Origin of the sequence: Janthinobacterium darwini, from assembly GCF_051380905.1 — a bacterium.
In the GTDB taxonomy this organism is placed as follows: Bacteria; Pseudomonadota; Gammaproteobacteria; order Burkholderiales; family Burkholderiaceae_D; genus Janthinobacterium.
Genome location: NZ_JBNYXX010000001.1, coordinates 3,204,319 through 3,230,364, shown reverse-complemented (window position 1 = coordinate 3,230,364; position 26,046 = coordinate 3,204,319). Strand labels below are relative to the sequence as shown.

General features: G+C 56.8%; 26 protein-coding genes and 3 pseudogenes. 14 read left to right on the top strand and 15 right to left on the bottom strand.

Features of this window, described 5'->3' with window-relative positions; translation table 11 throughout:
* Window positions 1–131: 131 nt before the first annotated feature.
* From ACQ4WZ_RS14890 to ACQ4WZ_RS14875, 4 genes are read right to left on the bottom strand one after another with little or no spacing between them, the layout of a single operon-like run.
* On the bottom strand, window positions 132–299 hold the full coding sequence (locus ACQ4WZ_RS14890) for a hypothetical protein (RefSeq protein ID WP_436573788.1): 168 nt from the start codon (window positions 297–299) through the stop codon (window positions 132–134).
* A 38-nt stretch (window positions 300–337) separates the two neighbouring features.
* Window positions 338–982, bottom strand: coding sequence for a contractile injection system protein, VgrG/Pvc8 family (locus ACQ4WZ_RS14885; protein WP_436573787.1), 645 nt, complete (start codon window positions 980–982; stop codon window positions 338–340).
* Window positions 979–1,377, bottom strand: a complete 399-nt coding sequence (locus tag ACQ4WZ_RS14880) for a phage tail protein (RefSeq protein ID WP_436573786.1) — start codon at window positions 1,375–1,377, stop codon at window positions 979–981. Before ACQ4WZ_RS14880 ends, ACQ4WZ_RS14885 begins: the two co-directional genes overlap by 4 nt.
* Window positions 1,374–2,324: a phage tail sheath subtilisin-like domain-containing protein gene (locus ACQ4WZ_RS14875; RefSeq protein WP_436573785.1), complete on the bottom strand. Its 951-nt coding sequence runs from the start codon at window positions 2,322–2,324 to the stop codon at window positions 1,374–1,376. Before ACQ4WZ_RS14875 ends, ACQ4WZ_RS14880 begins: the two co-directional genes overlap by 4 nt.
* On the opposite strand from ACQ4WZ_RS14875, the gene ACQ4WZ_RS14870 reads away from it, so the two are divergent.
* Together ACQ4WZ_RS14870 and ACQ4WZ_RS14865 are read left to right on the top strand one after the other, a co-directional pair.
* The gene (locus ACQ4WZ_RS14870; RefSeq protein WP_436573784.1) at window positions 2,307–2,876 is read left to right on the top strand and encodes an HI_1402-related protein; all 570 of its coding nucleotides are present in this window, start codon (window positions 2,307–2,309) and stop codon (window positions 2,874–2,876) included. The genes ACQ4WZ_RS14875 and ACQ4WZ_RS14870 overlap by 18 nt on opposite strands.
* A gap of 130 nt (window positions 2,877–3,006) precedes the next feature.
* A pseudogene (locus tag ACQ4WZ_RS14865) lies at window positions 3,007–3,246 on the top strand (phage tail protein); the annotation flags it as partial.
* Here the strand turns inward: ACQ4WZ_RS14865 and ACQ4WZ_RS14860 are convergent.
* Window positions 3,227–3,418: pseudogene (locus ACQ4WZ_RS14860) on the bottom strand (P2 family phage major capsid protein); the annotation flags it as partial. The pseudogenes ACQ4WZ_RS14865 and ACQ4WZ_RS14860 sit on opposite strands and share 20 nt — an antisense overlap.
* A gap of 1 nt (window position 3,419) precedes the next feature.
* Between ACQ4WZ_RS14860 and ACQ4WZ_RS14855 the strand changes: the two are divergent.
* The 4 genes from ACQ4WZ_RS14855 to ACQ4WZ_RS14840 all read left to right on the top strand — a co-directional run bounded on the left by ACQ4WZ_RS14855 (window position 3,420) and on the right by ACQ4WZ_RS14840 (window position 6,065).
* Window positions 3,420–3,608, top strand: a complete 189-nt coding sequence (locus tag ACQ4WZ_RS14855; protein ID WP_436573783.1) for a hypothetical protein — start codon at window positions 3,420–3,422, stop codon at window positions 3,606–3,608.
* Window positions 3,605–3,820: a hypothetical protein gene (locus ACQ4WZ_RS14850; protein ID WP_436573782.1), complete on the top strand. Its 216-nt coding sequence runs from the start codon at window positions 3,605–3,607 to the stop codon at window positions 3,818–3,820. Before ACQ4WZ_RS14855 ends, ACQ4WZ_RS14850 begins: the two co-directional genes overlap by 4 nt.
* Before the next feature lie 534 nt (window positions 3,821–4,354).
* The gene (locus ACQ4WZ_RS14845; protein WP_436573781.1) at window positions 4,355–5,488 is read left to right on the top strand and encodes a sensor histidine kinase; all 1,134 of its coding nucleotides are present in this window, start codon (window positions 4,355–4,357) and stop codon (window positions 5,486–5,488) included.
* A 202-nt stretch (window positions 5,489–5,690) separates the two neighbouring features.
* Window positions 5,691–6,065: a response regulator gene (locus ACQ4WZ_RS14840; RefSeq protein WP_436573780.1), complete on the top strand. Its 375-nt coding sequence runs from the start codon at window positions 5,691–5,693 to the stop codon at window positions 6,063–6,065.
* Between the two features lie 199 nt (window positions 6,066–6,264).
* On the opposite strand, the gene ACQ4WZ_RS14835 is transcribed toward ACQ4WZ_RS14840, so the two are convergent.
* From ACQ4WZ_RS14835 to ACQ4WZ_RS14825, 3 genes are all read right to left on the bottom strand, one after another.
* On the bottom strand, window positions 6,265–7,416 hold the full coding sequence (locus ACQ4WZ_RS14835; RefSeq protein WP_436573779.1) for a sensor histidine kinase: 1,152 nt from the start codon (window positions 7,414–7,416) through the stop codon (window positions 6,265–6,267).
* The gene (locus ACQ4WZ_RS14830) at window positions 7,413–7,802 is read right to left on the bottom strand and encodes a response regulator (RefSeq protein ID WP_436573778.1); all 390 of its coding nucleotides are present in this window, start codon (window positions 7,800–7,802) and stop codon (window positions 7,413–7,415) included. Before ACQ4WZ_RS14830 ends, ACQ4WZ_RS14835 begins: the two co-directional genes overlap by 4 nt.
* Window positions 7,803–8,187: 385 nt before the next feature.
* Window positions 8,188–8,652, bottom strand: coding sequence for a hypothetical protein (locus tag ACQ4WZ_RS14825; protein WP_436573777.1), 465 nt, complete (start codon window positions 8,650–8,652; stop codon window positions 8,188–8,190).
* Between the two features lie 849 nt (window positions 8,653–9,501).
* On the opposite strand from ACQ4WZ_RS14825, the pseudogene ACQ4WZ_RS14820 reads away from it, so the two are divergent.
* Window positions 9,502–14,739 (top strand): annotated as a pseudogene (locus tag ACQ4WZ_RS14820) (putative Ig domain-containing protein); the annotation flags it as partial.
* A 1,685-nt stretch (window positions 14,740–16,424) separates the two neighbouring features.
* On the opposite strand, the gene ACQ4WZ_RS14815 reads toward ACQ4WZ_RS14820, so the two are convergent.
* Window positions 16,425–17,123, bottom strand: coding sequence for a type 2 periplasmic-binding domain-containing protein (locus tag ACQ4WZ_RS14815; protein ID WP_436573776.1), 699 nt, complete (start codon window positions 17,121–17,123; stop codon window positions 16,425–16,427).
* Window positions 17,124–17,836: 713 nt separating this feature from the next.
* Here ACQ4WZ_RS14815 and ACQ4WZ_RS14810 point away from each other — a divergent pair.
* Entirely contained in the window at window positions 17,837–18,211 is a 375-nt protein-coding gene (locus tag ACQ4WZ_RS14810; protein ID WP_243858209.1) for a VOC family protein, read from the top strand.
* A 220-nt stretch (window positions 18,212–18,431) separates the two neighbouring features.
* The gene (locus ACQ4WZ_RS14805; RefSeq protein WP_133992853.1) at window positions 18,432–18,824 is read left to right on the top strand and encodes a GFA family protein; all 393 of its coding nucleotides are present in this window, start codon (window positions 18,432–18,434) and stop codon (window positions 18,822–18,824) included.
* A 173-nt stretch (window positions 18,825–18,997) separates the two neighbouring features.
* On the opposite strand, the gene ACQ4WZ_RS14800 is transcribed toward ACQ4WZ_RS14805, so the two are convergent.
* The 3 genes from ACQ4WZ_RS14800 to ACQ4WZ_RS14790 form a co-directional block, all read right to left on the bottom strand.
* Window positions 18,998–19,381, bottom strand: coding sequence for a c-type cytochrome (locus ACQ4WZ_RS14800; protein ID WP_436573775.1), 384 nt, complete (start codon window positions 19,379–19,381; stop codon window positions 18,998–19,000).
* Between the two features lie 259 nt (window positions 19,382–19,640).
* Window positions 19,641–20,036, bottom strand: a complete 396-nt coding sequence (locus tag ACQ4WZ_RS14795; RefSeq protein WP_436573774.1) for a hypothetical protein — start codon at window positions 20,034–20,036, stop codon at window positions 19,641–19,643.
* Between the two features lie 222 nt (window positions 20,037–20,258).
* Entirely contained in the window at window positions 20,259–21,005 is a 747-nt protein-coding gene (locus ACQ4WZ_RS14790) for a hypothetical protein (RefSeq protein ID WP_436573773.1), read from the bottom strand.
* Window positions 21,006–21,309: 304 nt separating this feature from the next.
* On the opposite strand from ACQ4WZ_RS14790, the gene ACQ4WZ_RS14785 reads away from it, so the two are divergent.
* The 3 genes from ACQ4WZ_RS14785 (at window position 21,310) to ACQ4WZ_RS14775 (ending at window position 22,833) form a co-directional block, all read left to right on the top strand.
* Entirely contained in the window at window positions 21,310–21,717 is a 408-nt protein-coding gene (locus tag ACQ4WZ_RS14785) for a GNAT family N-acetyltransferase (protein ID WP_436573772.1), read from the top strand.
* Window positions 21,718–22,072: 355 nt separating this feature from the next.
* A complete protein-coding gene (locus ACQ4WZ_RS14780; RefSeq protein WP_133992843.1) occupies window positions 22,073–22,270 on the top strand; it encodes a DUF3079 domain-containing protein in 198 nt (65 codons plus the stop codon).
* Window positions 22,271–22,338: 68 nt separating this feature from the next.
* Window positions 22,339–22,833, top strand: a complete 495-nt coding sequence (locus tag ACQ4WZ_RS14775) for a prolyl-tRNA synthetase associated domain-containing protein (protein WP_436573771.1) — start codon at window positions 22,339–22,341, stop codon at window positions 22,831–22,833.
* A 12-nt stretch (window positions 22,834–22,845) separates the two neighbouring features.
* Here the strand turns inward: ACQ4WZ_RS14775 and ACQ4WZ_RS14770 are convergent, their stop codons facing one another.
* A complete protein-coding gene (locus tag ACQ4WZ_RS14770; RefSeq protein ID WP_436573898.1) occupies window positions 22,846–23,991 on the bottom strand; it encodes an MFS transporter in 1,146 nt (381 codons plus the stop codon).
* Between the two features lie 257 nt (window positions 23,992–24,248).
* Here ACQ4WZ_RS14770 and ACQ4WZ_RS14765 point away from each other — a divergent pair, with 257 nt between their 5' ends.
* Window positions 24,249–24,866 (top strand): TetR/AcrR family transcriptional regulator, encoded by a 618-nt coding sequence (locus ACQ4WZ_RS14765; RefSeq protein ID WP_436573770.1) that lies wholly within the window; start codon window positions 24,249–24,251, stop codon window positions 24,864–24,866.
* Window positions 24,867–24,869: 3 nt separating this feature from the next.
* Here ACQ4WZ_RS14765 and ACQ4WZ_RS14760 read toward each other — a convergent pair whose 3' ends face one another.
* Window positions 24,870–25,340 carry a GNAT family N-acetyltransferase gene (locus tag ACQ4WZ_RS14760; protein ID WP_101480322.1) on the bottom strand — a complete coding sequence of 157 codons (471 nt, stop codon included), beginning with the start codon at window positions 25,338–25,340 and terminating at the stop codon, window positions 24,870–24,872.
* A 33-nt stretch (window positions 25,341–25,373) separates the two neighbouring features.
* Complete coding sequence (locus tag ACQ4WZ_RS14755) at window positions 25,374–25,811, bottom strand: XAC2610-related protein (protein ID WP_436573769.1); 438 nt, start codon at window positions 25,809–25,811, stop codon at window positions 25,374–25,376.
* Here ACQ4WZ_RS14755 and ACQ4WZ_RS14750 point away from each other — a divergent pair.
* A complete protein-coding gene (locus ACQ4WZ_RS14750; protein WP_436573768.1) occupies window positions 25,794–26,012 on the top strand; it encodes a hypothetical protein in 219 nt (72 codons plus the stop codon). The two genes, ACQ4WZ_RS14755 and ACQ4WZ_RS14750, sit on opposite strands and share 18 nt — an antisense overlap.
* Window positions 26,013–26,046 lie beyond the last annotated feature (34 nt).

The following is a 26,046-nucleotide window of genomic DNA, read 5'->3' as shown; positions in this document are numbered from 1 at the left end:
TAGGGTGCGCTGGGTTATGGCGACGTCCGCCGGCGGTAGCTTGTTTTCCTTGACCCATCTGCGCAGCGTCTCCGAAGTGACGCCCAGCATTTTGTATAAGTCCTGGCGGTAAATAATTCGGTCTTCGTTCATTATTTGTTTCCTTTCGTGGTGGGGTTTTTCTTGCGCTGGGCTGCTTCTATATGGCCGGCTTTGCTTTGCACCGCCAAGGCGAATGCTTCGGCCTCGGTGTGGTGCGGTACTTCGACGCCAGGCTTGCGGTAGTCGCGCAGCCGGCAGAATTCTTTGTATTGGTCCACTTTCGTAATCTCCTTCTAATCCGTGCATCCACAATCGGTTAGGCGTCGCTCTCGGCGCTGTGGTAGCGGTGGCCGTCGCCCAGGGCACGCGTGATGGGAATGACGGGCAGCACCTTGCCGCTGGCCGTGCGGCTCTGGTTGATGGGGATGAAGAGCAGGGTGTCATTCTTGACGGTGGCCACCGCGTCGTATTTCCTGCCCAGCCGGCGCAGGAAGGCCGCATCGCTTTCGTGGGTCTGGTCGACGTGCTCGACGGCGGTATCGCGCAGGCGCGCCGATACGCCCGACGCCAGCTCGTTGCGAAAGGCGATGGCCTCGATGATGGCGCCCAGGGTGGTCTTGTGAAAGCTGTGTTCCTGCTGCTGTTTGAACGTGTCGATCAGGTTGGCCGACCTGGCGCGCAGGGTGATGGTGTCGGGCGCGCCGCTGTGCTCCACTTCGTCGACGGTGAACTTGCCCATGTCCACCAGGCCGGACGATTGCCAGCCCAGCGCCAGGGCGATCTGCGCGCCGCGCGGTGGCATGGCCAGCTTGCCGTCACTGTCATCCAGGGAAATATCGAGCTGGTCGCTCTCGTCGCCACGGCACAGGGTCAAGGTCAAATTGATGAGCCGCGGTGAGACCATGGCTGTCAAATCCTTGTCCTCGATGCTGACCTTGAAGGCGGGGATATGCTCGCTCATTTGAACTTGTCCGCCGCGCTGCCGATGGCGCCGCTGATGCTGCCACCGATCTTGTCTTTCATTTCGTTGACCACGCCACCGTATTTCGAGGTGATGCCGCCGACGACATTGCCCACCATGCTGCCCACAGCATTCCTGGCCGCGCCCGCGATGCTGCTGGTCATGTCGTCGATGCTGAGCATGTTTTTCAGGTCGCCGATGTCGCCCAGGCCGACCATGGCCAGCACGCCGTCGTCGTCGTCGCGCTTGAGCGCAATCGAGAACTCGACGCGCCGCGCGCCGCCGCTGCCGTCCAGAATGCTGCGGCCTTCCGTCATGCTGGTGATGCGGTACGAGCCGAGAATGCGGCCCGTGCCCTGGATCAAAATCCACGACTTGCCCGTGTCGGCCATCATGCGCAGCGCATCGAGCGAATACAGGGATAGTCGTAGTCGATGGCTAGCTTGCCCGCCTTGAGCGTGTCCTTATCGTTGAATTGCTCGTCATACCAGGCATGGCCGTCGATGATGTAGCCCTGCAATTTCAGGTCGCGGAACTTGGCGTTGATACTCTCCAGCAGATCGCGCACCAGGGACGGGTGCAAGGGCAGATCGACAAAGGCGAAATGCGCCTCGGCGATAGTGTCGGCCAGCACCTGGGCCGTGCGCGTGTAGCTTTCAAAATAGAAGAAGCCGCCCGGCGCCTCGCAGGTGCGCGAACCCCAGAAGCGATAGCCGCCCATGTTAATCAGGGTGGTCACTTCTTTGGCGTTGAGCACGCCGGCGTCGGTGGCCGGGTCTTGCAGGTCGAAAAACACGTCCTTGGTGATGCCGGTCGGGCCGTTGATGACCACGTTGGACAGTGTCTTGTGCCAGCCCGTTTCCTCATCGATCTTGGCGCGCAGGCCCATGGCGTAGGCCACGGCGGAAATGCTGGCCTCTTCGTCGGTCGCGGTATTCCAGTTCACAAAATCCGGCCAGATAATCATCACTTCGCGCTGGCCGAACTGGCCGCGATAGGTGGTGGCGGCGACCACGTTGCTGCAGCCATACGCGGAGGCGTACACGAAGCTGCGCAGTTGCTGCGCCACGCTGGCCAGGGCATTGGTGACGGCCTGGGTGTCCACGCCCGGCGCGCCGAGGATGCGCGGTTTCACGCCCAGCTTGCTTTGCGCGGCCAGCAAGGCTTTCACGCCCAGGTACTTGCCGTCCGGCGAGACGCCGCCCACCACATTGGTGGTGGTTTCCGCTTCTGTCTCTCCTTCTTCCACGCGCACGACGACGCACAAGGGCTTGGTCTGCGCGGCAAGACACCAATCTGGTGGCCACCAGAAGGAGCGCAACACATGAAAATTGAAAATCACATCCTGACCATCGGCGCGCACTCGGAAGAATTGCCGTGCCTGCCGACTGCCGCCACGGTCACGGCATGGAAGGTCCCGACAGAGTACGTCGGCAGCGGATATTTTGTGGCGGTGCGCATCGCTGGCGCCATGGCGACCATCCCGGCCTGTGATGCTGCCGACACGGAGCTGATCGGAACGCTCGATCTGCCGGCAGATCCCGCTGCCCAGTTGGCCGCAGCAAAGGCGGAGCGCATGGATGCGATCAACCAATCCTGCGCGCAGGCTCTGGCATCTATCGTGGCCCCCTATCCAGACGGCGAAGTAAAAAGCTGGCCACAGCAGGTTGCCGAGGCTGGCGCGCTTGCCATCGTCGACGACGCGCCGACCCCGCTGCTGAGCGCCATCGCGGCCGTGCGCGGCATCTCAGTCGTCGACCTGGCGAATCTGGTACGCATCAAGGCCGAGGCCTATGCGGCCGTCTCCGGGCAGACGATCGGGCGCCGGCAATTCTTGGAATCAGCACTGGAAAAAGCAGAGACGCCGGAAGCTGTCAGCGCGGTGGTCTGGTGAAAGACCGCGCCGTGTTGATCGCGCATCAGCTGGGATGCGCAGTGCCATCTGCCTATGTTGCCTGGCCTTAGATGAAATGACACAAGCATCCAACTACCCGTAACAAAAAACCATCTCACAGGAGAAATGAATGGCCACCGACTACCACCATGGCGTGCGCGTCATTGAAATCAACGAGGGTTCGCGCCCGATCCGCACCGTCTCCACGGCCGTGCTGGGCCTGATCGCCACGGCCGACGATGCCGACCCGGCGGCCTTCCCGCTCGACACGCCCGTGCTCGTCACCAACGTGCTGGCCGCTATGGGCAAGGCCGGCAAGACGGGCACGCTGTACCGCGCGCTGGAGGCGATTCCTGATACCACGGGTCCAGCAGGTTGACGGCATCGGTGACAGCCGCGTCCAGGTTGGCATAGTCGGCATCGGCCACGTCGCCGATGATGACCTTGCCCGGCATGCCGTTGGCCACCAGGCCCAGCACGCGCTCGGGCGCCAGCTCGCGCAGGTGCTGCAGCCAGCCCTTGTTCACGTCCTGTAGCAGCGGGTTGCTATGGGTCATAGCGACTTTTGCCTTTCCCCGCTCCGCGCGCGCGCGGCCTGCCGCGCGCGTCTTCGCCCGCAATGAACTGGTGCCGCTGCAGGCGCAGTTCATGGCGATCAACGAGTGGGCCGGCGTGGAAGTGGTGAAGTTCGCCCCGTATGACCTGGCTACAGGCGGGGAGGGCGCGGTATGAGCGACCACGTAGATAACACCGACAAGATCATCTTTGCCGAGGTGGCGCGCGGCCTGGCCGCCGTGCGCAGCCGGCCGGGCCTGGTGGCGCACGACTGCTGCCACTACTGCGACGAGCCGCTGGCGCCCGCGCTGCTGTTCTGCAATGTGGACTGCCGCGACGACTACGAAAAGGAGCAGGCGGCCAAGGCCCGCGCCGGCCGCACAGGATGACCGCCACGCCGCGATAGCCGACGGGGCAGGGCCGCGATAGTCTCACCGCGCCGGAGCGCCCCAGCCACCGCACAAGCCGCCCATGAGGCGGCTTTTTTACGCCCCAGCGAATGATGTTGCCTCCGAGGCAAGAAAAATGTCAGTTTCGGCCAGGCGCGCGCAGTTGTCCCCCCTCCACACCTGCCCGCTATATAGGGGTCTTTTGACTCAAATTTTCGCCATGGCCGAAGGCGCATGAGGACTGGCGCGGCGGAGCGAAGAGGGGGCATGCGATTTGACGCATTTTGACGCACTTTCAGCGGTTTTTTGTACATCAGGTCGACGGCCTGGCGAGGTAAAGTTTCGTGTACTGGAGGGCATGCAGCATAGCAGGCTAGTCTATGAGGGGGCAATCAGTAGGTGCAGCTACCGAATCGAGGACTTGAATGCTTATTTAAAGTGTCTTTTTTGTATTGAGTGCTAGTATTGATTAGAGCTGTGGTGCTTTTCTGGCATCAAGCTGTAGGTGTCAGGCGATGCCCATAGGAGTAGACAATGATGCACGAATTTCTCATTAATAATCGAGAGAACCTTGCTGCCCGATGCCGGGAAAAGGTTTCGCTTCGCCCAGGTCGACAAGCATCCAAAGTGCAGCTACAGAATGGAGTACCATTGTTTCTAGAGCAGTTGATCAGGACATTAGCGGTTGAGCAAACGTCTGGTCCAACTGATGGCCAAAAAATATCAGGTCCTGCGGGTGGTGGGTTAGCTCTATCTGAGATGGGTGTTTCAGCAGCAGCGCATGGAAGAGAGTTGTTAGCACTAGGGTTCACTGTTGATCAGGTTGTTCACGATTATGGCGACCTTTGCCAAGCGATTACAGATTTGGCAATCGAGCGGGATGCCCCTTTCCAGATTGACGAATTTCGAACGTTAAACCGGTGCTTGGACAATGCGATTGCAGATGCAGTAACAGAATTCAGCTATCAACGTGACTTCATCTCCGAAGAAAGACTTGTGAAAGACAATAACGAGCGTCTAGGATACTTCGTTCATGAACTTCGAAACTTATTGGGTACGACATCTCTAGCATTTTCTGCTGCAAAGATTGGTAACTTGAATCTTTCCGGCGCCACTGGCTCAATACTAGAACGAAGTATTTTTAGCTTAAGTAAGTTAATTGATGACTCCCTAGAAGATATTAAGAGAGGAAGTCATTCAGCTATCAACCTAAGTACCTTTAGTTTATCGTCATTTATTGAAGAGGCTCAGGCCTCCGCAGAGTTGTCAGCGAGAAATTCAAGCTGTACTTTTAAAGTAATGCCAGTGGATGCTGATTTGGCTATTTCGGGTAACAGACCGCTATTGCTGGCTGCATTAGCAAATATTTTACAGAATGCATTTAAGTTTACACGGCCAAATACTCAAGTTCTACTTAGCGCCTATGCGTCAGCACAAAACATTAGAATAGATGTGAAAGATAATTGTGGGGGGCTGCCTCGAGGATCTGAGGAATCAATTTTTTTACCATTTTCACAAAGTGGTAAAAATAGAACTGGTGCTGGTCTAGGCCTTACGATAGCTAAGCAAAGTGTAGCGGCGAATGGGGGGGGACTTAGCGTACACAGTATTCCGGATGTCGGTTGTATTTTTACTATATCTCTTCCAAGGAAAGAGGTCGTAACATGAGACGCCTTGTCGGGAAAGATAGCAATTTATCTTAAGTAGCGCAAGACTAAGTCCTATCGCTTTTTGTACAGGATATGATTCAATAAAAGCTAGTTCTCAGTTTTTCGGAACGCCGCGTTAAGGATTCAAATTGCGGCCAGTTTTTTATTTTTTGATTTGTTGTTATATGATGAAAAATCAATCACCGGCCCGACGAATACTAGTGGTAGACGATAACCGTGATGCTGCAGACATGCTGGCAGACCTTCTTACGTTGTTTGGTCATATTACTGTTGCTGTTTATGGGGGGGCAGAGGCTCTGTTACAGGCTAAATTGTTCGTGCCAAATGTTATTTTTTTAGATATCGGTATGCCTAGGGTTGATGGTTATGATGTGGTGCGAGAACTCAAAAAATCGGACTTGTTTAGAACTGTCAAGGTGATAGCACTGACCGCATGGGGAGACAATGAAACTCGATATAAGGCACGGCTGGCGGGTTTCGATATGCATCTTGTCAAGCCTGCATCCATAGAAGAAATATTGAATAGTATTACTGATGCCGCGAATGGTTCGCTGCTATATCCACCCACCGGTTGAGTAGGCTACTCGATAGGATTGCCGAAGTCTACGCGGCAGTCCTGACGCTTGTAACGTCTGACACTACCGTCTTGGGCGGGTCGTACTATGAGGCATCACGGTGGCCTGCGAATCAGAAGTCGTACAAACGCATATACATGTCGGGCCAATGCGTAAGTAGGCCATGACCCACGACCCGTAGCTGGTTCGTCCGGCGTTCTTAATCATCACACCTTCGCTGCGGGACCTGTCGTGGCAGACGTACTGTAAAAGTAACCCCCTCATCCGCACTTGAGGCGACAGATACATCTCCATGGTGTGCGGTGACAATTTCTTTCACCACATACAGACCCAAGCCTAAATTCTGCATGCGCCGACCCACACGCTCGCTGGGGGGGCGTATGGCGAATCGCTTAATGGGATCAAACAGCGTTCGCAGTACTTTAGGTGAAATGACTTCTGCCTCGTTATGGACTGTGTAGGTGATTTCTTGTGCTGAGCCAATGATTGTAATCCTGATGGCGCTGTGTGCGGAGCTATGCTGGATTGCATTTGATATTAGATTTGAAAACGCCTGTCCTATGCGCTGACCATCCCAGGTGCCGGTCAAGTTCCCTTTGGCTACCAGTTCAAACTTGCGGTCAGGATAGAAAGTCTTTGCTTCATCGAGGGTGTGCTGGCATATTTCCAAAAGGTCAATCGTGCGTGGATCAATCGGTATCCCATAGCCAAGGTGGGTGGTTGAGAAGTCCAAAAGGTCGCGTATGATCGCATCCATGCGTTTTGAACTATTCAGAATGCGTAGCCCAACCTTCAATGCTTTGGAAGGCAAAGTCTGATCCATCAGCAGTATTTGAGCACCCATGCTAACGGCCCCGAGCGGGGTGCGCACATCGTGCCCTAAAATTGCGAGAAATAGGTTTTGCGCCTCACGCAGCATTTGCGTATAACGAGCCATGGATTCGGTTTGAGCCTGATCAATTGCCTCGTTGAAGCGTATGATGTCTTGGATATCCTCTTGCGAGGTCAGTTCCGTATTCTTTGCCCATAATCTCAAAACGCTTGACCTTAGCGCCCTGTATTCCGCCATCACCTGTTCGCCGGAAAAACCAGCCGCGACCCGTTCTTCAGCATGTAGTTCTGCTGCAGTATCGGTGTCTGAGGAACCCGCCTTGCCCTGCGACTTCGCAATGCTTTCATGTTCTGTTTGTGGTGTCTCAAGATCTCTCGCAACGCCCCGGAGTACTGCCGCCGCATGGTCACGTAGCTCGACTTTGGTTGCATCCTCAAGGGGAGCCAGCGATCCGGCGAAGTCTTCCCATTCCACTAGTATTACTTCAAGATTTGAGGCGATGAAAGTCGATAATTTCATAGGCTACCTTGCATAAGCTTAGTCGGTGCGGCAGCGTATTCATTCAGCAACTTCTTCACTTCCAGTAACAGGGACTCCGCCAGGAAGGGTTTACTGATAAACGCCTCATAGCTATCCCCCGGAGCCACCTGGCGACGCGGCGAGCCACTCATCAGTAAAATTGGCAGGGTGCTGCGGCTGTATTGAGTGCGCAAATGTTGACTGAGTTCCAAGCCTGATTGGCCAGGCATGGCGCAATCCGAGATGAGCATTTCCGGCTTGCGAGCTAGTATTTTCGTAAGTGCCTCCTCGGCACTGTGCGCTAGTTGCACTTCGTATCCGCTGGCCTCCAGGACCATCGAACAGGTTTCCGCCAAATCGACATCATCTTCTACAATTAAAATCATTTATTTCTCCGGTTTTTGCCTTTGGAACCGAAGGTGAGGCTCGGCTTGGGGAAAAGCTAACCCCTACGCAGTGTTGTACATTTTCACAAGGAAATCCGTACGCTACCGCACGTTACCAAATGTAACTGCGTACATCCGGGTATACATAGACTTTTTTGTACCTATGTTCGTGTGTAGGTAAATTAGTAGGTATGGTTGTTGTGTGGTGCGTGAAAGCGGCATGAAACCTTGCTGTTCGAATTACACCGCTTCCGCCAGAAATATGAAAATAAGCCCTTGATTATCAAGGGCTTATTTTTTTGTGCTGTCGACTGCAAAATCCCTGATGTAAAACATCAGTTTCAACTTGGCGCCAATTTGCGGAAATGGTTTCCGCAACTCGCCGCTAGCGGGTAGGGCGGACAGCCTGGCCGATGCGCCGATAGACTTTTTCCGTGATGACTTTTTCACTATGTCCCCAGCAAGGAGCTGGCGGCGCCCAGGTCGGCAATGTCGCTGGCAGAGCGCGCCCGGATATCGCGGAACTGGAATGCCTTGATGCGGCGGTCAGCTCTTCGTCTCCAACCTTTAGCGCCAGATCGGCTGCAGCTTTCCGTGCGCTATCGAAGCGCAGGCGCAAATGCCACTTCTTGACCTGGCAACCATTCGGCAGCGCGACGATGAAGGTGGTGCGCGGCCGGTGCGGGCGCGCGTGGATGCGCTCGATGACCTTCGCCAGTTCGGACTTGATGCCGTCGTGCTCGAGCACGATGCGCAGATGCCAGTTTTGAGCACCAACTACACGGAACTGTGCTGACGAACCTATGCAGACACGCTCCCATTCGTCGCATAAGCGTTTGAGGCGGTCCACTGGCTCATGGATATGCCAAACTGGCGCACCGCGCTGACCATGACCGCCACGCCGCGATAGCTGGTAGGGCGGGGCCGCGATAGCCTAGCCGCGCCAGAGCGCGCCAGCCACCACCCAAGCCGCCCATGAGGCGGCTTTTTCACGTCCCGCCGATTAATGTTGCTCTTGGAGCAAGAAAAAGATTGGTTTCGGCCCGGCGCACGCAGTTTTCCCCCTCCACTCCTGCCCGCTAGTTAGGGGTCCTTTGACTCAAATTTGCGCCATGGCCGGAGGCGCATGAGGACTGGCGTGGCGGGGCGAAGAGGGGGCGCGCGATTTGAAGCATTTTGACGCACTTTGATAGAGAGTTAATGTAGCTAGTTCCTCGCTAAATCAAGCAACAACGCAATATTGTGAAACTTTGCCTATCCACGTTTAATTCATATCTCCGCAGATCGCGAAATTAACAAGTTAATAATACTTGCAATTCCGACAAAGTTTGTCGGGAATTGCTTAGGTTTGCTCAGATTCAAATTAACATAATGTGTTAGATTTTAAGTAATGTTTTGTGATAATCTTTTTAATTTACATAATTACAAAAATAGATGTAGATATAGTCAATCGGTTTGCTAATAGTGTCTAACTAAAGTGTTATTTTTTTGACACTCCCTCTTTTGTCAGAGGGGGAAGTCTGGAGAGTTCATGAGAGTATCAATTTTCAACTTCATTCCTTGGCTGACCAAGAGAATGGTGTCCGCCGGATTACTGCTCGTAGCCTTGCTGCTTGTGAATGTCGCGCAAGCAGCAGGTCCCAAGATTGTCTCTCCACCGTCCGGTACTGTCTTGCCGACCATACCGGTAGGTCAGGTGATGAACATTACGATCACAGCGGTATTAGATGGTGATGGGCGGCCGATCGACAGGTGGGCTGAATGCGACATCGACGATCCCGATTACGATGGTGTCACACCATGCCTGCCACCAGGACTGATACTAGACGCTTCCCCTGGTAGTTTGACTACCAGACTGTATGGTTCGCCTACCAAGCCGGGCAACTACACGTTTGCCATCGGAGTCAACGACCAGAGCAACCGCGGCGGCGTCGCAACCTATACCTTAGTCGTTACCGGTAGTGCCAATCCGACATTGACTTCGCTTACCCCTGCCAGTGGAAGTAGCTCCGGAGGAACTTCGGTGACACTGACTGGTACCAATCTGACTGGTGCAACAGCAGTCAGTTTTGGCGGTACTGCAGTCGCCAGCTTCATCGTCAACAGCGCCACGACGATTACCGCCACGACACCTGCCCATGCAGCAGGCGCGGTGAATGTGATCGTTACAACTTCAGGTGGAACAGCCACGCTGACCAACGGTTATACATATACACCACCACCTCCTCCTCCTCCGCTGGCCAATGCAGTCAGCGCCACGGTGGCGGCCAACAGCAGCGCCAATCCCATCACCCTGAGCCTCGGCGGCGGCGCAGCCACCAGCGTGGCGGTGGCATCGGCCGCCAGCCATGGCACGGCGACAGCCAGCGGCACGGCCATCACCTACACGCCAACAGCCGGCTACTCGGGCACGGATAGTTTTACCTATACAGCGACGAACGCCGGTGGTACCTCCGGCGCAGCGACGGTGACGATTACCGTCAGCGCACCCACCTTGATCCTGACGCCGGCGTCGCTGGGCAATGGCACGATGGGCACGCCTTACGCTGCCACCATCAGTGCCGCTGGCGGCACCGCACCGTATAGCTTCGCCATCACCGCCGGCACCTTGCCGGCAGGCCTGAGCCTCAATACTGGCACCGGCGCGATTAGCGGTACGCCTACTACCAGCGGCACGACGAACCTGACTATCACGGCCACCGATGCCAACAGCGTGACGGGTTCGAAGCCTTACACCCTGGTGATCGGTGTCCAGGCGCCAGTGGCCAATGCCGTCAGCGCCACGGTTGCCGCTAACAGCAGCGCCAATCCCATCACCTTGAGCCTGGGCGGCGGTACTGCCACCAGCGTGGCGGTGGCATCTGCCGCCAGCCATGGCACGGCGACAGCCAGCGGCACGGCCGTCACCTACACGCCTACGGCTGGCTACTCGGGCACTGACAGTTTTACCTATACAGCGACGAACGCCGGTGGTACCTCCGGCGCAGCGACGGTGACGATTACCGTCAGCGCACCCACCTTGATCCTGACGCCGGCCTCGCTGGGCAATGGCACGACGGGCACGCCTTACGCTGCCACCATCAGTGCCGCTGGCGGCACCGCACCGTATAGCTTCGCCATCACCGCGGGCACCTTGCCGGCAGGCCTGAGCCTCAATACTAGCACCGGCGCGATTAGCGGCACGCCTACTACCAGCGGCACGACGAACCTGACCATCACGGCCACCGATGCCAACAGCGTGACGGCTTCGAAGCCTTACACCCTGGTGATCGGCGCCCAGGCGCCAGTGGCCAATGCCGTCAGCGCCACGGTTGCCGCTAACAGCAGCGCCAATCCCATCACCTTGAGCCTGGGCGGCGGTACTGCCACCAGCGTGGCGGTGGCATCTGCCGCCAGCCATGGCACGGCGACAGCCAGCGGCACGGCCGTCACCTACACGCCTACGGCTGGCTACTCGGGCACTGACAGTTTTACCTATACAGCGACGAACGCCGGTGGTACCTCCGGCGCAGCGACGGTGACGATTACCGTCAGCGCACCCACCTTGATCCTGACGCCGGCCTCGCTGGGCAATGGCACGACGGGCACGCCTTACGCTGCCACCATCAGTGCCGCTGGCGGCACCGCACCGTATAGCTTCGCCATCACCGCTGGCACCTTGCCGGTAGGCCTGAGCCTCAATACTGGCACCGGCGCGATTAGCGGTACGCCTACTACCAGCGGCACGACGAACCTGACCATCACGGCCACCGATGCCAACAGCGTGACGGCTTCGAAGCCTTACACCCTGGTGATCGGCGCCCAGGCGCCAGTGGCCAATGCCGTCAGCGCCACCGTAGTGGCGAACAGCAGCGCCAATCCCATCACCTTGAGCCTGGGCGGCGGTACTGCCACCAGCGTGGCGGTGGCATCTGCCCCCAGCCATGGCACAGCCACGGCTAGTGGAACCAGCATCACGTACACGCCAAATGTCAACTATTCGGGCACGGACAGCTTTACTTATACGGCAACGAACGCTAGCGGTACCTCCAGTGCTGCCACCGTGACGATCACCGTCAACGCGCCGACGATCAGCGTCGGGCCGGCAAGCATGCCATTGGGTAAGGTTGCTCAATTGTATAGTGTTCAATTGACAGCGGCAGGCGGTACCGCACCATATGACTATGTGGTGGCGAATGGCAGTGCTTTGCCGCCTGGCATGAGCCTCGGCACCACGGGACAGGTGATTGGTACGCCCACAGCCAGTGGCGAGTTCACCTTCGACATTCAGGCAATCGATGCGCATGGTTTTACCGGAAGCCGCACATATACGCTAGTCGTGGCGTCAGCGACCATTAGTCTGGCGCAGGCCAGCTTGCCCAACCCCACAGCGGAAAGTGTCTATGGCGCGAGCCTGACTGTGACTGGGGGCACCGCGCCCTATCATTTTGAGGTGAGCGGCAATTTGCCGCCCGGTCTGGTGCTCGACATGCTCACCGGTACGCTGTCCGGCCCGACGAATGTGGCTGGCAGCTTCTCCTTCAGCATCAAGGTCACGGATAGCAGCACAGGCGTGGGTGCACCTTATAGTGTTAGCCAAAACTATACGCTGGTGGTAGCCGCGCCAGCCTTGACGCTCTCGCCGTCCAGCTTGGCCGGCACCCGTGCCGGCGACGCCTATCGTCAGCGGTTCACGGCTGCGGGCGGCGTCGCGCCGTACGCGTATTCCCTGAGCAGCGGCGCCTTGCCGGCTGGACTGACGCTCGATGCGGCGACCGGCATCGTCAGCGGCACGCCGACGGTGGCGGGCAGTTACAACTTCACCTTGCAAGCCAGGGATGCGCACCAGTTCACGGTGCAGCAAGCGTTGACCCTGCAGGTGAATCAGGCGCCGCCACAGATTGCCAATGAAACGGCGACCACCCCGGTCAACCAGGGGTTGAGCCTGACCATCGTTTCCACCGATGGCAGCCCGATCACCGACGTCACCATCGTCACGCCGCCGCAGAACGGGCGCGTCACGGTGGTGTCGACGGGAGCACTGGCGCGCATGGCGCGCGCCGTGGGCGCGAGCTTCAAGTTGACGTATGTGCCGAATGCCGACTACTTTGGTCCTGACGCCTTCAGCTACACGGTCACGGGCCCTGGCGGCACGTCCGCGCCGGCCACGGTCAGCGTGACGGTGGCGCCGCAGCCAGTGCCCGTGCCTGTCGCCAAAACGGCGACGGTATTGGCCGGCACGCCGGTGACCCTGCATGTGACGGAAGGCGCCACCGGCGGCCCGTTCACGGCAGTGGCCATCACCACGCAGCCTGTCAGCGGCACGGCAACGGTCAGCGGCATGGATATCCTCTACACGCCAGGCATCAACACCAGCGGCGACATGAGCATCGGCTACACCGTGTCGAACGTGTTCGGCACCTCGGCGCCGGTGAAATCGACGATCAGGGTCAATCCGATGCCGCAAGTGCTCAACCAGAGCGCCACGGTGGTGGCCGGCCTGACGGTAACCGTCGATCTGACTGCGGGCGCCACGGGCGGTCCGTTCACGGCGGCCAATGTGCTCAGCGTCACGCCGGCGGAGGCGGGCAAGGCGGAGGTGCGCGACGTGGGCACAGCCGGCAAGCCGTCGTACCAGCTGAGCTTTGCTGCGTCGGGCAAGTTTGCCGGCGCGGCTGTCGTCAGCTACACCCTGAACAATGCCTTTGCCACCTCGAAGCCGGGCGTGGTCAACGTGACCGTGATGGCGCGTCGCGATCCGTCGCTCGATCCGGAAGTGATCGGCTTGCAGGCGGCGCAAGCCGATGCGGCACGGCGTTTCGCCAGCGCGCAGCTATCGAACTTCACGCAGCGCCTGGAAAGCCTGCATGGTGACGGCTGGGGACGTTCCAACTTCGGCCTGAGCATGACGCCGCCGAACGATAGTGGCAACCCGACGGCGGCGCTGGCGCGCTGGCAGGAGCAGGAAGCAGACCGTGCTTTCGGCACGAATCCACGTAAACAAGGACGTCGCACCACCCTGAAAACGGGCGTACAGCAGCCGGGGGCAGCTAGAAGCGGTACCGAGGCGGACTCAGCCGCCTTGCCGGACATGCCGCAAAAGCCGGACGCACAGAAACGGGCCCTGTCCCTGTGGCTTGGTGGCGCGGTCGATTTCGGCCAGCATTATGTGAAGGGCCGCGAGGCGGGCTTCCGATTCCGCACCAATGGCGTCAGTGTGGGCGGCGATTACCGCCTCAGCGACCTGGCGACCCTGGGCGTGGGGGCCGGTTTCAGCCATGACCGCAGCGACGTGGGTCAGAACGGCAGCCGCAGTACGGCCGACAGCGCCGTGGCGGCCGTGTATGGCAGCCTGCGTCCGAGCAAGGGTGTCTTTGTCGATGGCGTGCTCGGCTACGGCACATTGCAATACGACGCCTCGCGTTACCTGAGCGATGGCAGCGGTTTTGCCACGGGTGAACGCGACGGCAAGCAAGTGTTCGGTGCAGTCGTCGGCGGTATCGAGATGCGCCATGAAACTTGGATGTGGTCCCCATATGGCCGCGTGGAACTGATGTCGGCCAAGCTCGATCCGTACACGGAAAAGGCGGCGGGCATCAATGCCCTGAGCTACTTCAAGCAGACCGTGCGTTCGCGCATCGGCGCGCTGGGCGTGCGAGCCGAGGGCATCTATGTCGGCGGCCTGGGCACGTGGTTCCCGCGTGCGCGGCTCGAGTACCGCCACCAGTTCCAGGGCGCCGATGATGCGCGCCTGGCGTATGCCGACCTGGCGGCGGACGGTCCCGTGTATGTGATCCGCACCTTGCCGCAGCAGACGGGCAACTGGACGGCGGGGCTGGGCATGAAGCTGCTGCTGTCGAACGGTACGACACTGACTCTGGACTACAACAGCAATCTGAGTATCGATAGCGGGCGTACCCAGTCGGTTATGTTTGGCGTGGAAGTACCGTTGAAATAGTCGAAGGAAAAGTACAAATATCGCCCCCTAGCCTGAGCTCGTCGCAGGCAAGGGGCGTGACGTAATCACTCCACTGATCTTGAGGAATCGTATTTATTTGATATCATTTCTTCACCGCCTCCTATATTATCTATAAGTTAAATCAGCAATGCAGTATGTGGATCGGTACCTTTGGTCTGAATAGTTCGCTCCACAAACGTAAAATGCACCGCATCGATGGCTGCTTATACGGCCGTTAGAATGTCATTTTTACGAAGCAGAAACGGGCCGAAAGCCCGCATGGTTGTTGAGTTCCTTGTCGAGCTTCCCAAGCTTGCGATAGAACGCTGTTAGCTTGGGCTAACGCATGCTTTGCAACGTTGTCTTTGCACAGCAAAATTGTTTCCGCATCATATGTATGTGGTCGCCAAAACAGTACGTTGCGTGGTTGTGAAAAAAACATTGCGTACGGAACGATATCGCGCGCCCAGCTTTCACGGCACGCAATGCACAAGTCTGTATCTGAATGCCAGAATTGCCCCTCGCGTCCTGTTCCTCAGCAAGTGCTACAAGAACGGCCCGCACGCCGGTTTCCTCCTATACATGGCCGACGTCGCCGCCGACACCCAGGACGTGGACAAGCTCCGCCAGGCCATGCGCGACAGCAAGGGGCCGGGCAACATCCGTAGACTGTTCATGTACGCGGGCCGAACGGCAAGACGGACGGCATCCAGATTCTGCCCGCTATATAGGGCTCTTTTGACTCAAATCTGCGCCATGGCCGAAGGCGCATCTGCACTGGCGGGGCGGGGCGAAGAGGTGGGCGTGCGTTTTGACGGATTTTGGCGCACTTTGAACGGATTTTCGCGCGCGTGGTGCGATGGTGGGAATGCTGATTTTTGTGCCCTGTCGGGGCTGTATTGTAGGCCCAAAGCCTATGCCCATTCGATACTGGCCAGTGGAGTTGCAGGGGGCGTAGCGGAGTACTCTGGCTACAATAATAGGTGTTTTTCTCCTGTGCCTCCTCGCGTTCTTATCTGCATGATTTCATAGCCTTTTGATAGTTAAATTTTTACTGCTTCAAAAACTTGATTAAATAAAATATTTACTCAAAAATGGAAATATAAGTTATCTTTAAGGCAAATAAGAAGAGACATTTTTCTCTTTGTTAATGGGGCAAAAATGCACTCTAATAACTTTGATGCACCCATACCAGCTACTGCAGCTAACCAAAATTATGACTGTTTAAGGCATGACGGTCTTACTGCGCAAAAAGTCGACGTTGGAGTCATTTTTCAAGAAATGCTAGGCACAGCGACTGCGGCCGCATACCTGGCAAAAAACAAAGTTCCTATGCACGTGGCCCTCCGGGTATTGACCCAAACGCGCCGCAAGGCAATGAAATGAGGGTATTGCTGTTGTTGCAGAGTCACAGAGGTACGAAAAAAGGCTGTCAGTTTGTTGTCATTCCTACGCTGTAACAGCCTCTAAAAAATCCAAACAATGACAGCCTTCTTCTTGCTAACTACTTGATTCTAAAAAGTTAAGTGGTGGAGGCGGCGGGAATCAAATCCGCCGCGCGCGAAGTCCACTTTGGAGCAGTCCAGGGCTACGGGTTCGGAAATACGCAAGCCGGTTCAGAATACAAGCTGCAACAGCTTGCGGCCCTTAGCGGTTGCGTGCGTGAGGATGCGTGCTCATGGGGTTTAATTGTCGATCAAGGAACCCAGCATGGCGTGCGCTTGCAGATCGCTCCGGGCCGCCGCCTGTTCCTCGCCGCTTGAAATCCAGTGCGTCCTGCCGTCTTGCGTATGACTGCTGCCATATGCCTGCATCGCCTTGTGCAATGCCTGTTGACGCTCCGGCGGCAGCGCGTCGAGCCTGGACTGGCTGAAAATACTGATGGGATAAACGTCGCGTATGTGCTCATACTGCAGGCCTTTGCGCTTGATGGCGCCCCAGTTATTGCCAGGATCGGGCCTGGCTGGTACATACGGATGGGCTTCATCGATTATCCGGTAGCCGCGTGCGTAACCCGTACCATAGCCTAGCGTTTCGCTGTAGCCGTACACATAATCGCAATGATCGAGCAAGCCAGATATGCCCTCTGCGCATTGAAACAGCTGCGCCAGCGGCATCTTGCTGGCGTGGATAGCCAGCATCAGCGAACAGCTATGTGAATACAGGGCAAGAACGTCGCAGTTCGCCCACTCGTCTATATTGTCGGGTGGTACGACCCGAGGCGAATACAGGCTGATGCTGTCGGCATCAGGTGCGAACAGGGTTTTCTCGTAGTTTTTCTGCGAAAACTTGACCACCTTGCCGGTCTTGCTGCCGTAGCGGTCGACGCGCTCGCCCACTTGCTCAAACCAGGCAAACAGTTGCGCGCTGGCGGCGGCAGGCATAAATGGGCTATTCTTTTTGAATTCGCCTACCAGGAAATGAAATTGCTCCATGTGTCACCATAGTGAATGTGCTGCGCGCATGATGCCATGCGCGCGGCCATGCGGCTAGTGTGCGAGAGAGTGTGCGGGGGGGCGAATGCTGTCGTGACTTTCATCGTAAAGCGGCCTGAGTAGACGGGAAATATTAGTTTGCCGATGGGGAGAATTGTTTGCGAGGTAGTCTGGTAGGTATGGTTGTTCAATTGTTCGTAAGAGGCGCATAAAACCTGTTTATTCGCATTACACGGTTTCCGCCACAACGATGAGAGTAAGCCCTTGATTATCAGGGAATAATTTTTTTTCTCAAAATTTCACGATGCATAGATCTGATATTGGCCCTGGTACCGAGGACTAGTCACCTTGCGTTTTCGATAATTTTTTTGCAAGAAATGTGACTGTTCAGCAGCTAAGCAGATCCAGGCATTGAGCTGGATAGGATTCAGCGGTGCCCCCCCGCCGCCGGCTGGTGTGGGTAACGCTTCCCCCCGCAAAATTCATCCGCATAATACTGAGCCGTTTTGGGACCGTAAACCCTATGAAAGGGCGGCTTGGCGCCACCATCGTGCAGAGAGGCGTTGAAGCGGTGCCTGTAGCGGGTATTATGCTCAATCCGCGTAACTGGGAGGTTCATCCCAAAATGGAAGGAGGGGATGTTGAGAACGCAGAAAAGATGCATGGGTTATGTGGCCATCGTCGTAGACGATTACGATCGGGCGATCGAGTACTACACAGAAAAACTCGGATTTACGGTGGTCGAAGATACGCCACAAGCAGGGAAACGTTGGGTGGTTGTAACGCCGAACCCAGAAAGCGACTGTAATCTTTTGTTGGCGCGTGCCTCAAACGACAGGCAGGAGGTATTTATTGGCAATCAGTGTGGCGGGAGGGTTTTCCTATTTCTTCACACAGACGATTTTTGGCGAGATTATGGTGCCATGAAGGCTGCGGGCGTTCACTTTTGTGAGGAACCGAGGCAGGAAGAGTACGGAACGGTCGTGGTATTTGAAGATCTCTACGGAAATCGCTGGGACCTGTATCAAAACAAATGATGACTGGTCGCAGCGCATTCATCGTCTGCGGTCAACGCGATGGATGCCGCATCGCTCGTCCAGGTCGCCGGATGGCAAACCCTGACCCTCGCGCCCGCACAGCCCTCGCGCTCCGTACCGTGCTTTCTGTTTTGGGTTCTGAAAAATTCCACCAGGTGTACCTTGTCCGTCCAGAAGTACTGTGTAAAAATACAGTGTCAACATTCAAAAAGGACACTTCATGATCAAAGGCAGTTGCTGCTGTGGTTCGGTAAAGTTTGAATTGGCATCCCCCCCAAGCATGATGGGCATGTGTCACTGTTCTCGTTGTCGGAAGGCCGGAGCGAGTGCCTTGGCCTTCGTTGATAAAGATTCCTTTACCTTGCTGGAGGGGCGAGAATTTATTCAACGATATGAGCCAGAGCCTCCCTTTAAATACGCAAGAACTTTTTGCAAAAACTGCGGGACTTCTTTGGGGGAAATTGGCTCAGAGAATGATTCATTTCCGGTGTCAGTTAACTGCCTGGATGATGACCCTGAGGTAAGAATACAATTTCATGTTTATGTTGGTTCCAAGCCGGCATGGTATGAAATTTGTGATCATGCAAAACAGTTCCAAGAAAGTCCAACATAGAAAAGAGCCAGTCAGTTGACTGGCTTTTTTATCGCACCCTTGATATTTTGAAGAATTTCAATGTTCGTGCTCTGCCTTCGCGCCCTGCGCGTGAGATTCGAACGGCTGTGCCTGCCGGTCCAGCCCGTCCTTAATGCACCAACGGCAGCATCGCGTCCACCTCGGATCTCAAATCATCGACTCTTTGAAATCACACCACTCATGTATTGATTTAAATCGCGAAAATCCTGGACCTTCCATGCGTACGGCGATATTTTTACGCCATTTTCTCGCAAAGTTTTTGGAATCAAGTCGCCATTTGGGCGAAGTATGACTGATGAAATAATGACGCCCGGATAGTCTTTTAGTCGTTTTTTGAAAGCCGATGTTGTAAGATCAGGTGTTGGAGGAGCGCTTTTATTCGCCAATGGTCCGGTTCCTTTGATATCTATTCCGTGGCACATGGCGCATCTCTGTACATAGAGATTTTTCCCGTTAACATTATCCGCGAAGGATGGTGGCGTTTGAATGAGCGATAGCATTCCCAAGGAGGAAATGAAGAGTATGTTGATTTTCATGGGGTATTGTCGCATCAATAAAATCTGAGTCGATTATTGTATATGCTGTTGTTCGCTTGCACTAGGCCGGAGATTTCAGGCGCGAAATTGTGGTGGCAGTGCCAAGGCAGTTCCGCGTACCGCAGGCGCGCGTTCGCGGTTCTGCTTATCTCATCGGCTGAGCCAGATTCTGCGACGTCCAGCACATCAGGTCGTGTACAAACAGCAGGCCTGATCCTCGCGACCATGGACAGTTAAATCGATCATGCCCCCGCCGTGATCATTTATGCGCCATCGGCCTCTTATCGATTGGTACGAACACTTGCCATTTCTTTTGCATGGTAGGCTTGACGGTCTTGTCGCAAATCACAGCGACATTCGGCCCAGACAGGCCATGGCTTTTCGGAACCCATGCCACCCGCAAAGATAGGGCACATTTGGCAACCAGAATCTTCCGGTTCGGCTCCATGGCCTGCCACCGTGTTCCATTTTTCAGATTCTCTGCTGCAATGAACTTTACAGCTGCATCCCTTATCTCAAACAATCCATGGATGTCGCCTCTAGTCCGATCTTTGTCAAGGGTGGTAGCGAGTGCCGATGAAGTACCCGCAACAAGAAAAAAGGAGCCAGCAAGGGCGGCGTACAGGCGTTTATTCAATCGTAACGGTAGCAACATATTTACAATCCTTACCAAGTTTTCTCTTTATCAGACAAGTTTCAGCGTGCCTGCTGCGTGACCTGAGCACCCCGGTCTTAATGGGTGTTAATTGTGGGAATGCGCCTTGTCTATGGCACGGCTGGCACCGCACGACGCGCCAGCCCCTGCCCGCATGACGGAAGCGCTTATTGCGCCATGATCTGGCATGTGCGCGTTGGCGTGTTCCACGCCATGACAAAGTCAGGCTTCTTCATTCCGTCTGAATACGAATTGTTGGCGGCTAATGCCTTGTGTGACAAAGTCTGCATCCGGCGGTATCGTTTCCCAGAAAAATACATGTTTGAAAATTGGGATTTTGTTGAATTTTCGCGAACGAAATATCCATCTGTTTTTCGTAAAATCGCTGTAGCGGTCCCCTTTGAACTGCTGGTGTACAGCCGTGAAAGGAAGCAGTCTTTCCGCAATGTCCGGGAAAGAATAATCTGGATGGTCGTCTTTTATTTTTTCAAAAATGTCAAACTGATCTCTGCAGATGACTTGAATGGCCGTTTCCGGGAAACGATAGCGCGGCGACCACAGGACATTCCAGCCTGATTCTATTTCATTGATGAAATTTACCAAGCGAGGCGTCATGATATAGGCGTCAGACTCGATATGGATTATTTTATCCACGCCTAATTCATTGGCCACCTTGACCGAGTGGAGAAAACTGCGCCACCAGCCAGGGTAGTCAGCTCCGCTTTGTCGTCCAAGATTGTTATCGAAGCGAATGATGAGATTTTTTTCTGTATTTGAAGCCAGCGGAGCGCTATGGGAAATTGTATTGATGATTTCGGCGGGTGGAAGAAATGGCGAGCCATCGTCAATCATTATTTTTTTTATTGCATTGATTGGTATGTCTTCGTAATAATCGAGCCACCGTTGATACCGGCTTTCCCATGATGGGGCATCTTTTATAAAGCTGGTGCAGAATATAATGGCTTTCATTTGCTAAGCACATTCCTTGTGGCTAAAAAATACGGGTTATTCATGATCTAATCACTAAATTTTTGAACTATTTTAACAGATTGGGGGCGCTTGAATAAGCGTGGCGGCATGCCGGCGATGTGGTCGTTGGCAGCATCGAGCCTCTGGCGCCTCTCGCTCTCGACGCTGGCGCTCAAGCATCGGCGCCAGGGACCCGACTTTTCACTTATGTCGTATCGTCCACATTCCTGGACCATCGCTGCCTGGTTATACTATTTGCATAGAAGAGATTTCGCATGGGCGATATCCTTGCACCCGTGAACCGATGAAAAATATCACTGTCGAATATCGTCATAACTTTCCTCTTGATCCGTTGGATGTTGTTCGTGTCTTCGATCATTCCGGCATCAAGCGGCCCACCAGCGAGCTCCCGAGAATCGCGCGCATGTTTGCCGCGCCTTGCCTCTTGCTGTCGGCATGGGTGGATGGCGAGCTCGTGGGGCTGGCCCGGTCGCTGACCGACTATGCGTATTGCTGTTATCTCTCGGACCTGGCGGTAGAAAAGCAATACCAGGGCCTGGGTATCGGCAAAGAGCTGGTCAAGCGCACCCAGGCAGTCATCGGCGACGAAGTGTCCCTGATATTGCTCTCCGCTCCCGATGCCATGTCCTACTATCCGACGCTTGGTTTTGAAGCTGCCGGCAATGCATACGTTATTCGGCGCAAACATTGAGTGAGCGCTTTCAGGCACTTTTGCGCCCCCAAGAAACGCCTCTACGCCTTCGCCGAAACGCTGGCACAAGACCCCGCTCGCCTCGCCAAGACGCTAGCCCAGACCCCACTTGGGCCTGTAAGGCAGCCACGGCCTGTTCGCCTCCGACCTGTGGCGGGAAAGCATCAAAGCGGGACACTGATGGCAGTGTCAATGTCGCGCGTATCGTGCTGGCAGGGTACTGCGCTTTGCCGCCACACCACCCATCTGCGCAGAATTGATTCCGGACAAGTTTCCCACCGAAATGCATTTGACCGGCGTCTGCGCCTGGCCTAGAGTCAACAGTAAGACCTCAACCGACTCCGTCGCCCCTCCCATGGCCAAGCCTTTTCCCTTGAACCCCAAGAACCCCGAACGCATCTGCTGGGGCTGCGACAAGTATTGTCCGCCGGACGCCATGCGCTGCGGCAATGGTTCCGAGCGCACGCAGCATCCGATCGAGCTGTTTGGAGAAGGCTGGAATGACTGGGGGCTGGCGGCGGCCGACAGGGAAGAGGCTGAGAAAACACCTTGACGGTGACAGCCAGCTAACGAAGCAGCGACCCGCTACAATTGCTCATCGCGCCGAGTTGAGGAAGCACAATGCATGAAACCCTTTCCCGCTGGCTGGCAAGCAACGCCGGTGATGACACTTTGGTCGAGCACCCGGCCGTGCACACCATCGATGAAGCTCTGATTCACGTGCCGGCCATGCCGGGCCTGATGGTGAAAAACCTGTTCGTACGCGACGAGAAGGGCCGCCGGCATTTGCTCGTCATCGTTCCCTTCGACAAGCGCATCGACTTGGCTGCGCTGGGGCGCTTGCTGCCGGCCAGCAAGCTGAGCATGGCCTCGCCCCAGCGCCTGCTGCAGCACCTGGGCATCACGCCCGGATCCGTCAGCCTGTTTGCCCTGCTACACGACAGCGCGCAGGCGGTGGAATTGGTGCTGGACCAGGCCGTGTGGGAAGCTGAATTTGTGCAAGCCCATCCGCTGCGCAACACGGCCACGGTGGCGCTGTCGCACGCCGCCCTGGTCAGTTTCCTCACGCATACAGGCCATGTGCCCCGCATCGTGACGGTGCCGGCGGCTGATTAAACGGCAGCTATTTCAATGCCCGGCGGCGGGTGCGTTACCGCTGCGCCGTCCCGGTCGGAAGCCATGTTTGCAGGCCGACCAGGCGAGCACGAAAGCCAGCACGAGCAAGGAAAGCATGGCCCATGGGAAGGCGCCCGCGCCCCAGGTTTCCAGCAGGGCGCCGCCCACCACGCCCGCAGCCGCAATCGCTCCATTCCACGCCACCACCTTCATCGACAAGGCCACGTCGGCGCCGCTGCCGGCCGTGTCGGCCAGCGCCGTTTGCAACAGCGTTGCCGCGCCGCCAAAGCTCAGGCCCCAGACGGCCATGCCGGCATAGATGACCGCAGGCATGTGCGAGGCCAGGCCCAGCACGAGGGCAGTTGTGGCGAACATGGCCAGGCTGGACAGCACGGTGGCGCGCAAGTGGCGTTCAACCAGCCTGCCCGTGATCCAGATGCCAGCCATGGCGGCGGCGCCGAAGACGAGCAAGACCAAGTCGATGCGGCCCGTCAATCCGGCAGGCGCCACGAACGGGGCGATGTAGGTGTAGAGAATGTTGTGCGCCAGCATCCAGGCAATGACGACGGCCAGCACGGGACGCACGCCGGGCGTCGTGAAGACGCGGCGCAGGGGCAGGCGCTCATGGACGGACTGGCCGGGGTAGTCCGGCACCTTCGCCAGCACCCAGGCGATGAGGATCAATGTCAGTGCGGAAATGATCCAGAATGCGGCGCGCCAGCCGACTAGCGAACCGAGCAAGGTGCCCAACGGCACGCCCAGGGATAGGGCGACGGGTGCGCCCACCATGGCCAGCGCCAGGGCGCGGCCTTGCTGCTGCGGCGCCACCATGCGCCGCGCATAGCCGGCCAGCAAGCTCCACGCCAGCCCGGCTGCCATGCCGGCAAAGAAGCGGGCCGCCAGTGTCAGCCAGTAGTGGGATGACAGGGCCGTGACGGTATTGAACACGAGAAAGCCGATGACGGTGAGCAGCAGCACCTTGCGGCGTCGCCAGCCGCGCGTGGCGATGGTAAGCGGAATGGCTGCCAGCAAGGAACCGAGGGCATAGGCCGTGACCATTTGCCCGGCCATCGCGGCGCTGATGCCGAGTCCCGCACTGATCTGCGGCAGCAAGCCGGCGGGCAAGGTTTCCGTGACGATGCAGATAAAACCCGTCATTGCGAGGGCCAGGAGGCCCGAGACGGGGAGGCGGACGGCCAGCGCTGGGCTGGGTCCGGTGGTGAGCGTGACGTGATGCAAAGCTGAATATCCTTGGAAGTGTGACGAGTCGGCCAGGCGCAGGAGTGCCCCTGAGCGTCGCTGTGGTATATATGTATCGATCGGTATAAATATAGGCGATGGGGCGCAGCGTTGTCAACGACTTTTGTATCGAGTAGTATGTAAGTAGCTTTTAAGTAGATGAGAAGGAGCGATGGATGGCGCAAATGGGACGGCCGCGCACGTTTGACCGGCAGGCAGCGGTCGAGCAGGCCATGTTTTTATTTTGGCAGCAAGGGTATGAATCCACGTCCTTGAGCCAGCTCAAGGCGAGCCTGGGTGGCGGCATTTCCGCGCCCAGCTTTTACGCGGCGTTCGGCTCGAAGGAAGCGTTGTTCCGCGAGGCGGCGCAGTGCTACCTGGATACCTTTGCGCGCGTGACGGAGTGTTTGTGGGACGAAGGCATGGCGCCGCGCGCGGCCATCGAGCTGGCCTTGCGCCAGTCGGCCAGCATGCAGTCCGAGCCGGGTCACCCTCCCGGCTGCATGGTGGCGCTCGGCTGCATGAGCGCGCCGACGGCCGAACATGCGGCCGTGGCCGAGCCGCTCACGGCATCGCGCGCGCGCACGCGCAGCGGCTTCGTGCATTGCGTCGAGCGTGGCATGGTCAGCGGCGAATTGCCGGCGGGTATAGACGCGTACGCGCTGGCGGCTGTCTTCGACAGTTTCTTGTCGGGCGTCTCCATCCAGGCCCGCGATGGCGTGGCCTACGCCGTGTTTGATGCAGCCATTACGCAGATCCTGCGCGTGTGGGATGCCAACCGCGTGTTGAGCTAGACGCTAGGCCGGAAAGCGAAACTCCAGTACGTCGTCGCCATACTTGTCCGTCTCGCCCGTAGCGGTCCAGCCCAGGTAGCGGTAAAAGCCGTAGGAGCGCGAGGCGGGGTCGCTGGAACAGCCGAGGAACAGCCGTTGATGGCCCTGCGCGCGCAGCTGCGCCATGATCCCCTCCAGCAAGGTCTTGCCGATGCCCAGTCCTTCGAATTCCGGCAGCAGGGCCAGGACGATGATTTCGCCCGTGTCGCGCTCGCCAAAGCAGTAGCCGACCAGCTGGCCGTCGTGGTGGCAGACCTGGCCGGGCAGGCTGCCCGAGCGCATCATCTCGGCCCAGGATTCGGCCGTGATGCCCACCTCGGCCAAGCGTTCACTGGAAATGGCGTTTTGCCGCGTCTTGCCGCGCAATGCGATGAAGGCGGCTGTATCGTCCGCATTGGCGGCATGGAAGGTGATGGAAGCGGGATGTGTCGTCATGTGTGCGTGAATGGTTGGATGGAATTGAGGGATTTACTCCCAGGGTTTGCGCATGATTTGCGCATGGCGCTGCCAGTCAACTACTTTGGTATTTTCGATGGCCTGCTGGCCTGGATTGCCGCTATCGATGATTTCATCCTTGACGAGTATAAAGTCATTCTTTTCATTTAAGCGATACTCCCGATAGCGCTCGCAATCCTGCTCGCGCCGGGCGATGGCAATTAATCTGTTCGCCTGCCAGGCATAGCTGTCTTCATAAAAGCATTGTGCCGCGCAGCCGCAATTGGCGATGCCGCCCGCGATTCCTTGATCTGCAATGCTGATGTCCAGATTCGGAATTGCTGATAATGGTTTGTTGAAACTGTATTTTTTCGCTTGCGCATCCCATAGCCACACATCGGAACAGCGGACGCGTCCCTGGCTATCCGTGTAGCCGGTGACCCACAGGTCGGCATGGCCGTCGAAATTCATGTCCAGCAGCAGCGCGTGCAAATTGCCCGTGCCGCTGCTGCTGCAACTGCCAGGTATCCATTGCTTCCCGATTTTCAGCTGGTAAGTCTGTTTTTCATCGTGATTCGCATAGCGGATATCGGCGGCTTGCCGCACTTTGCCTGTCGCGGCTTTGTCCAGGTGCAGCGTGCCGCAATAAGCCGAGGTGGAAATCATGGATAAAAGCAGAGCAATCAATTTCATGGCGATATTCGTG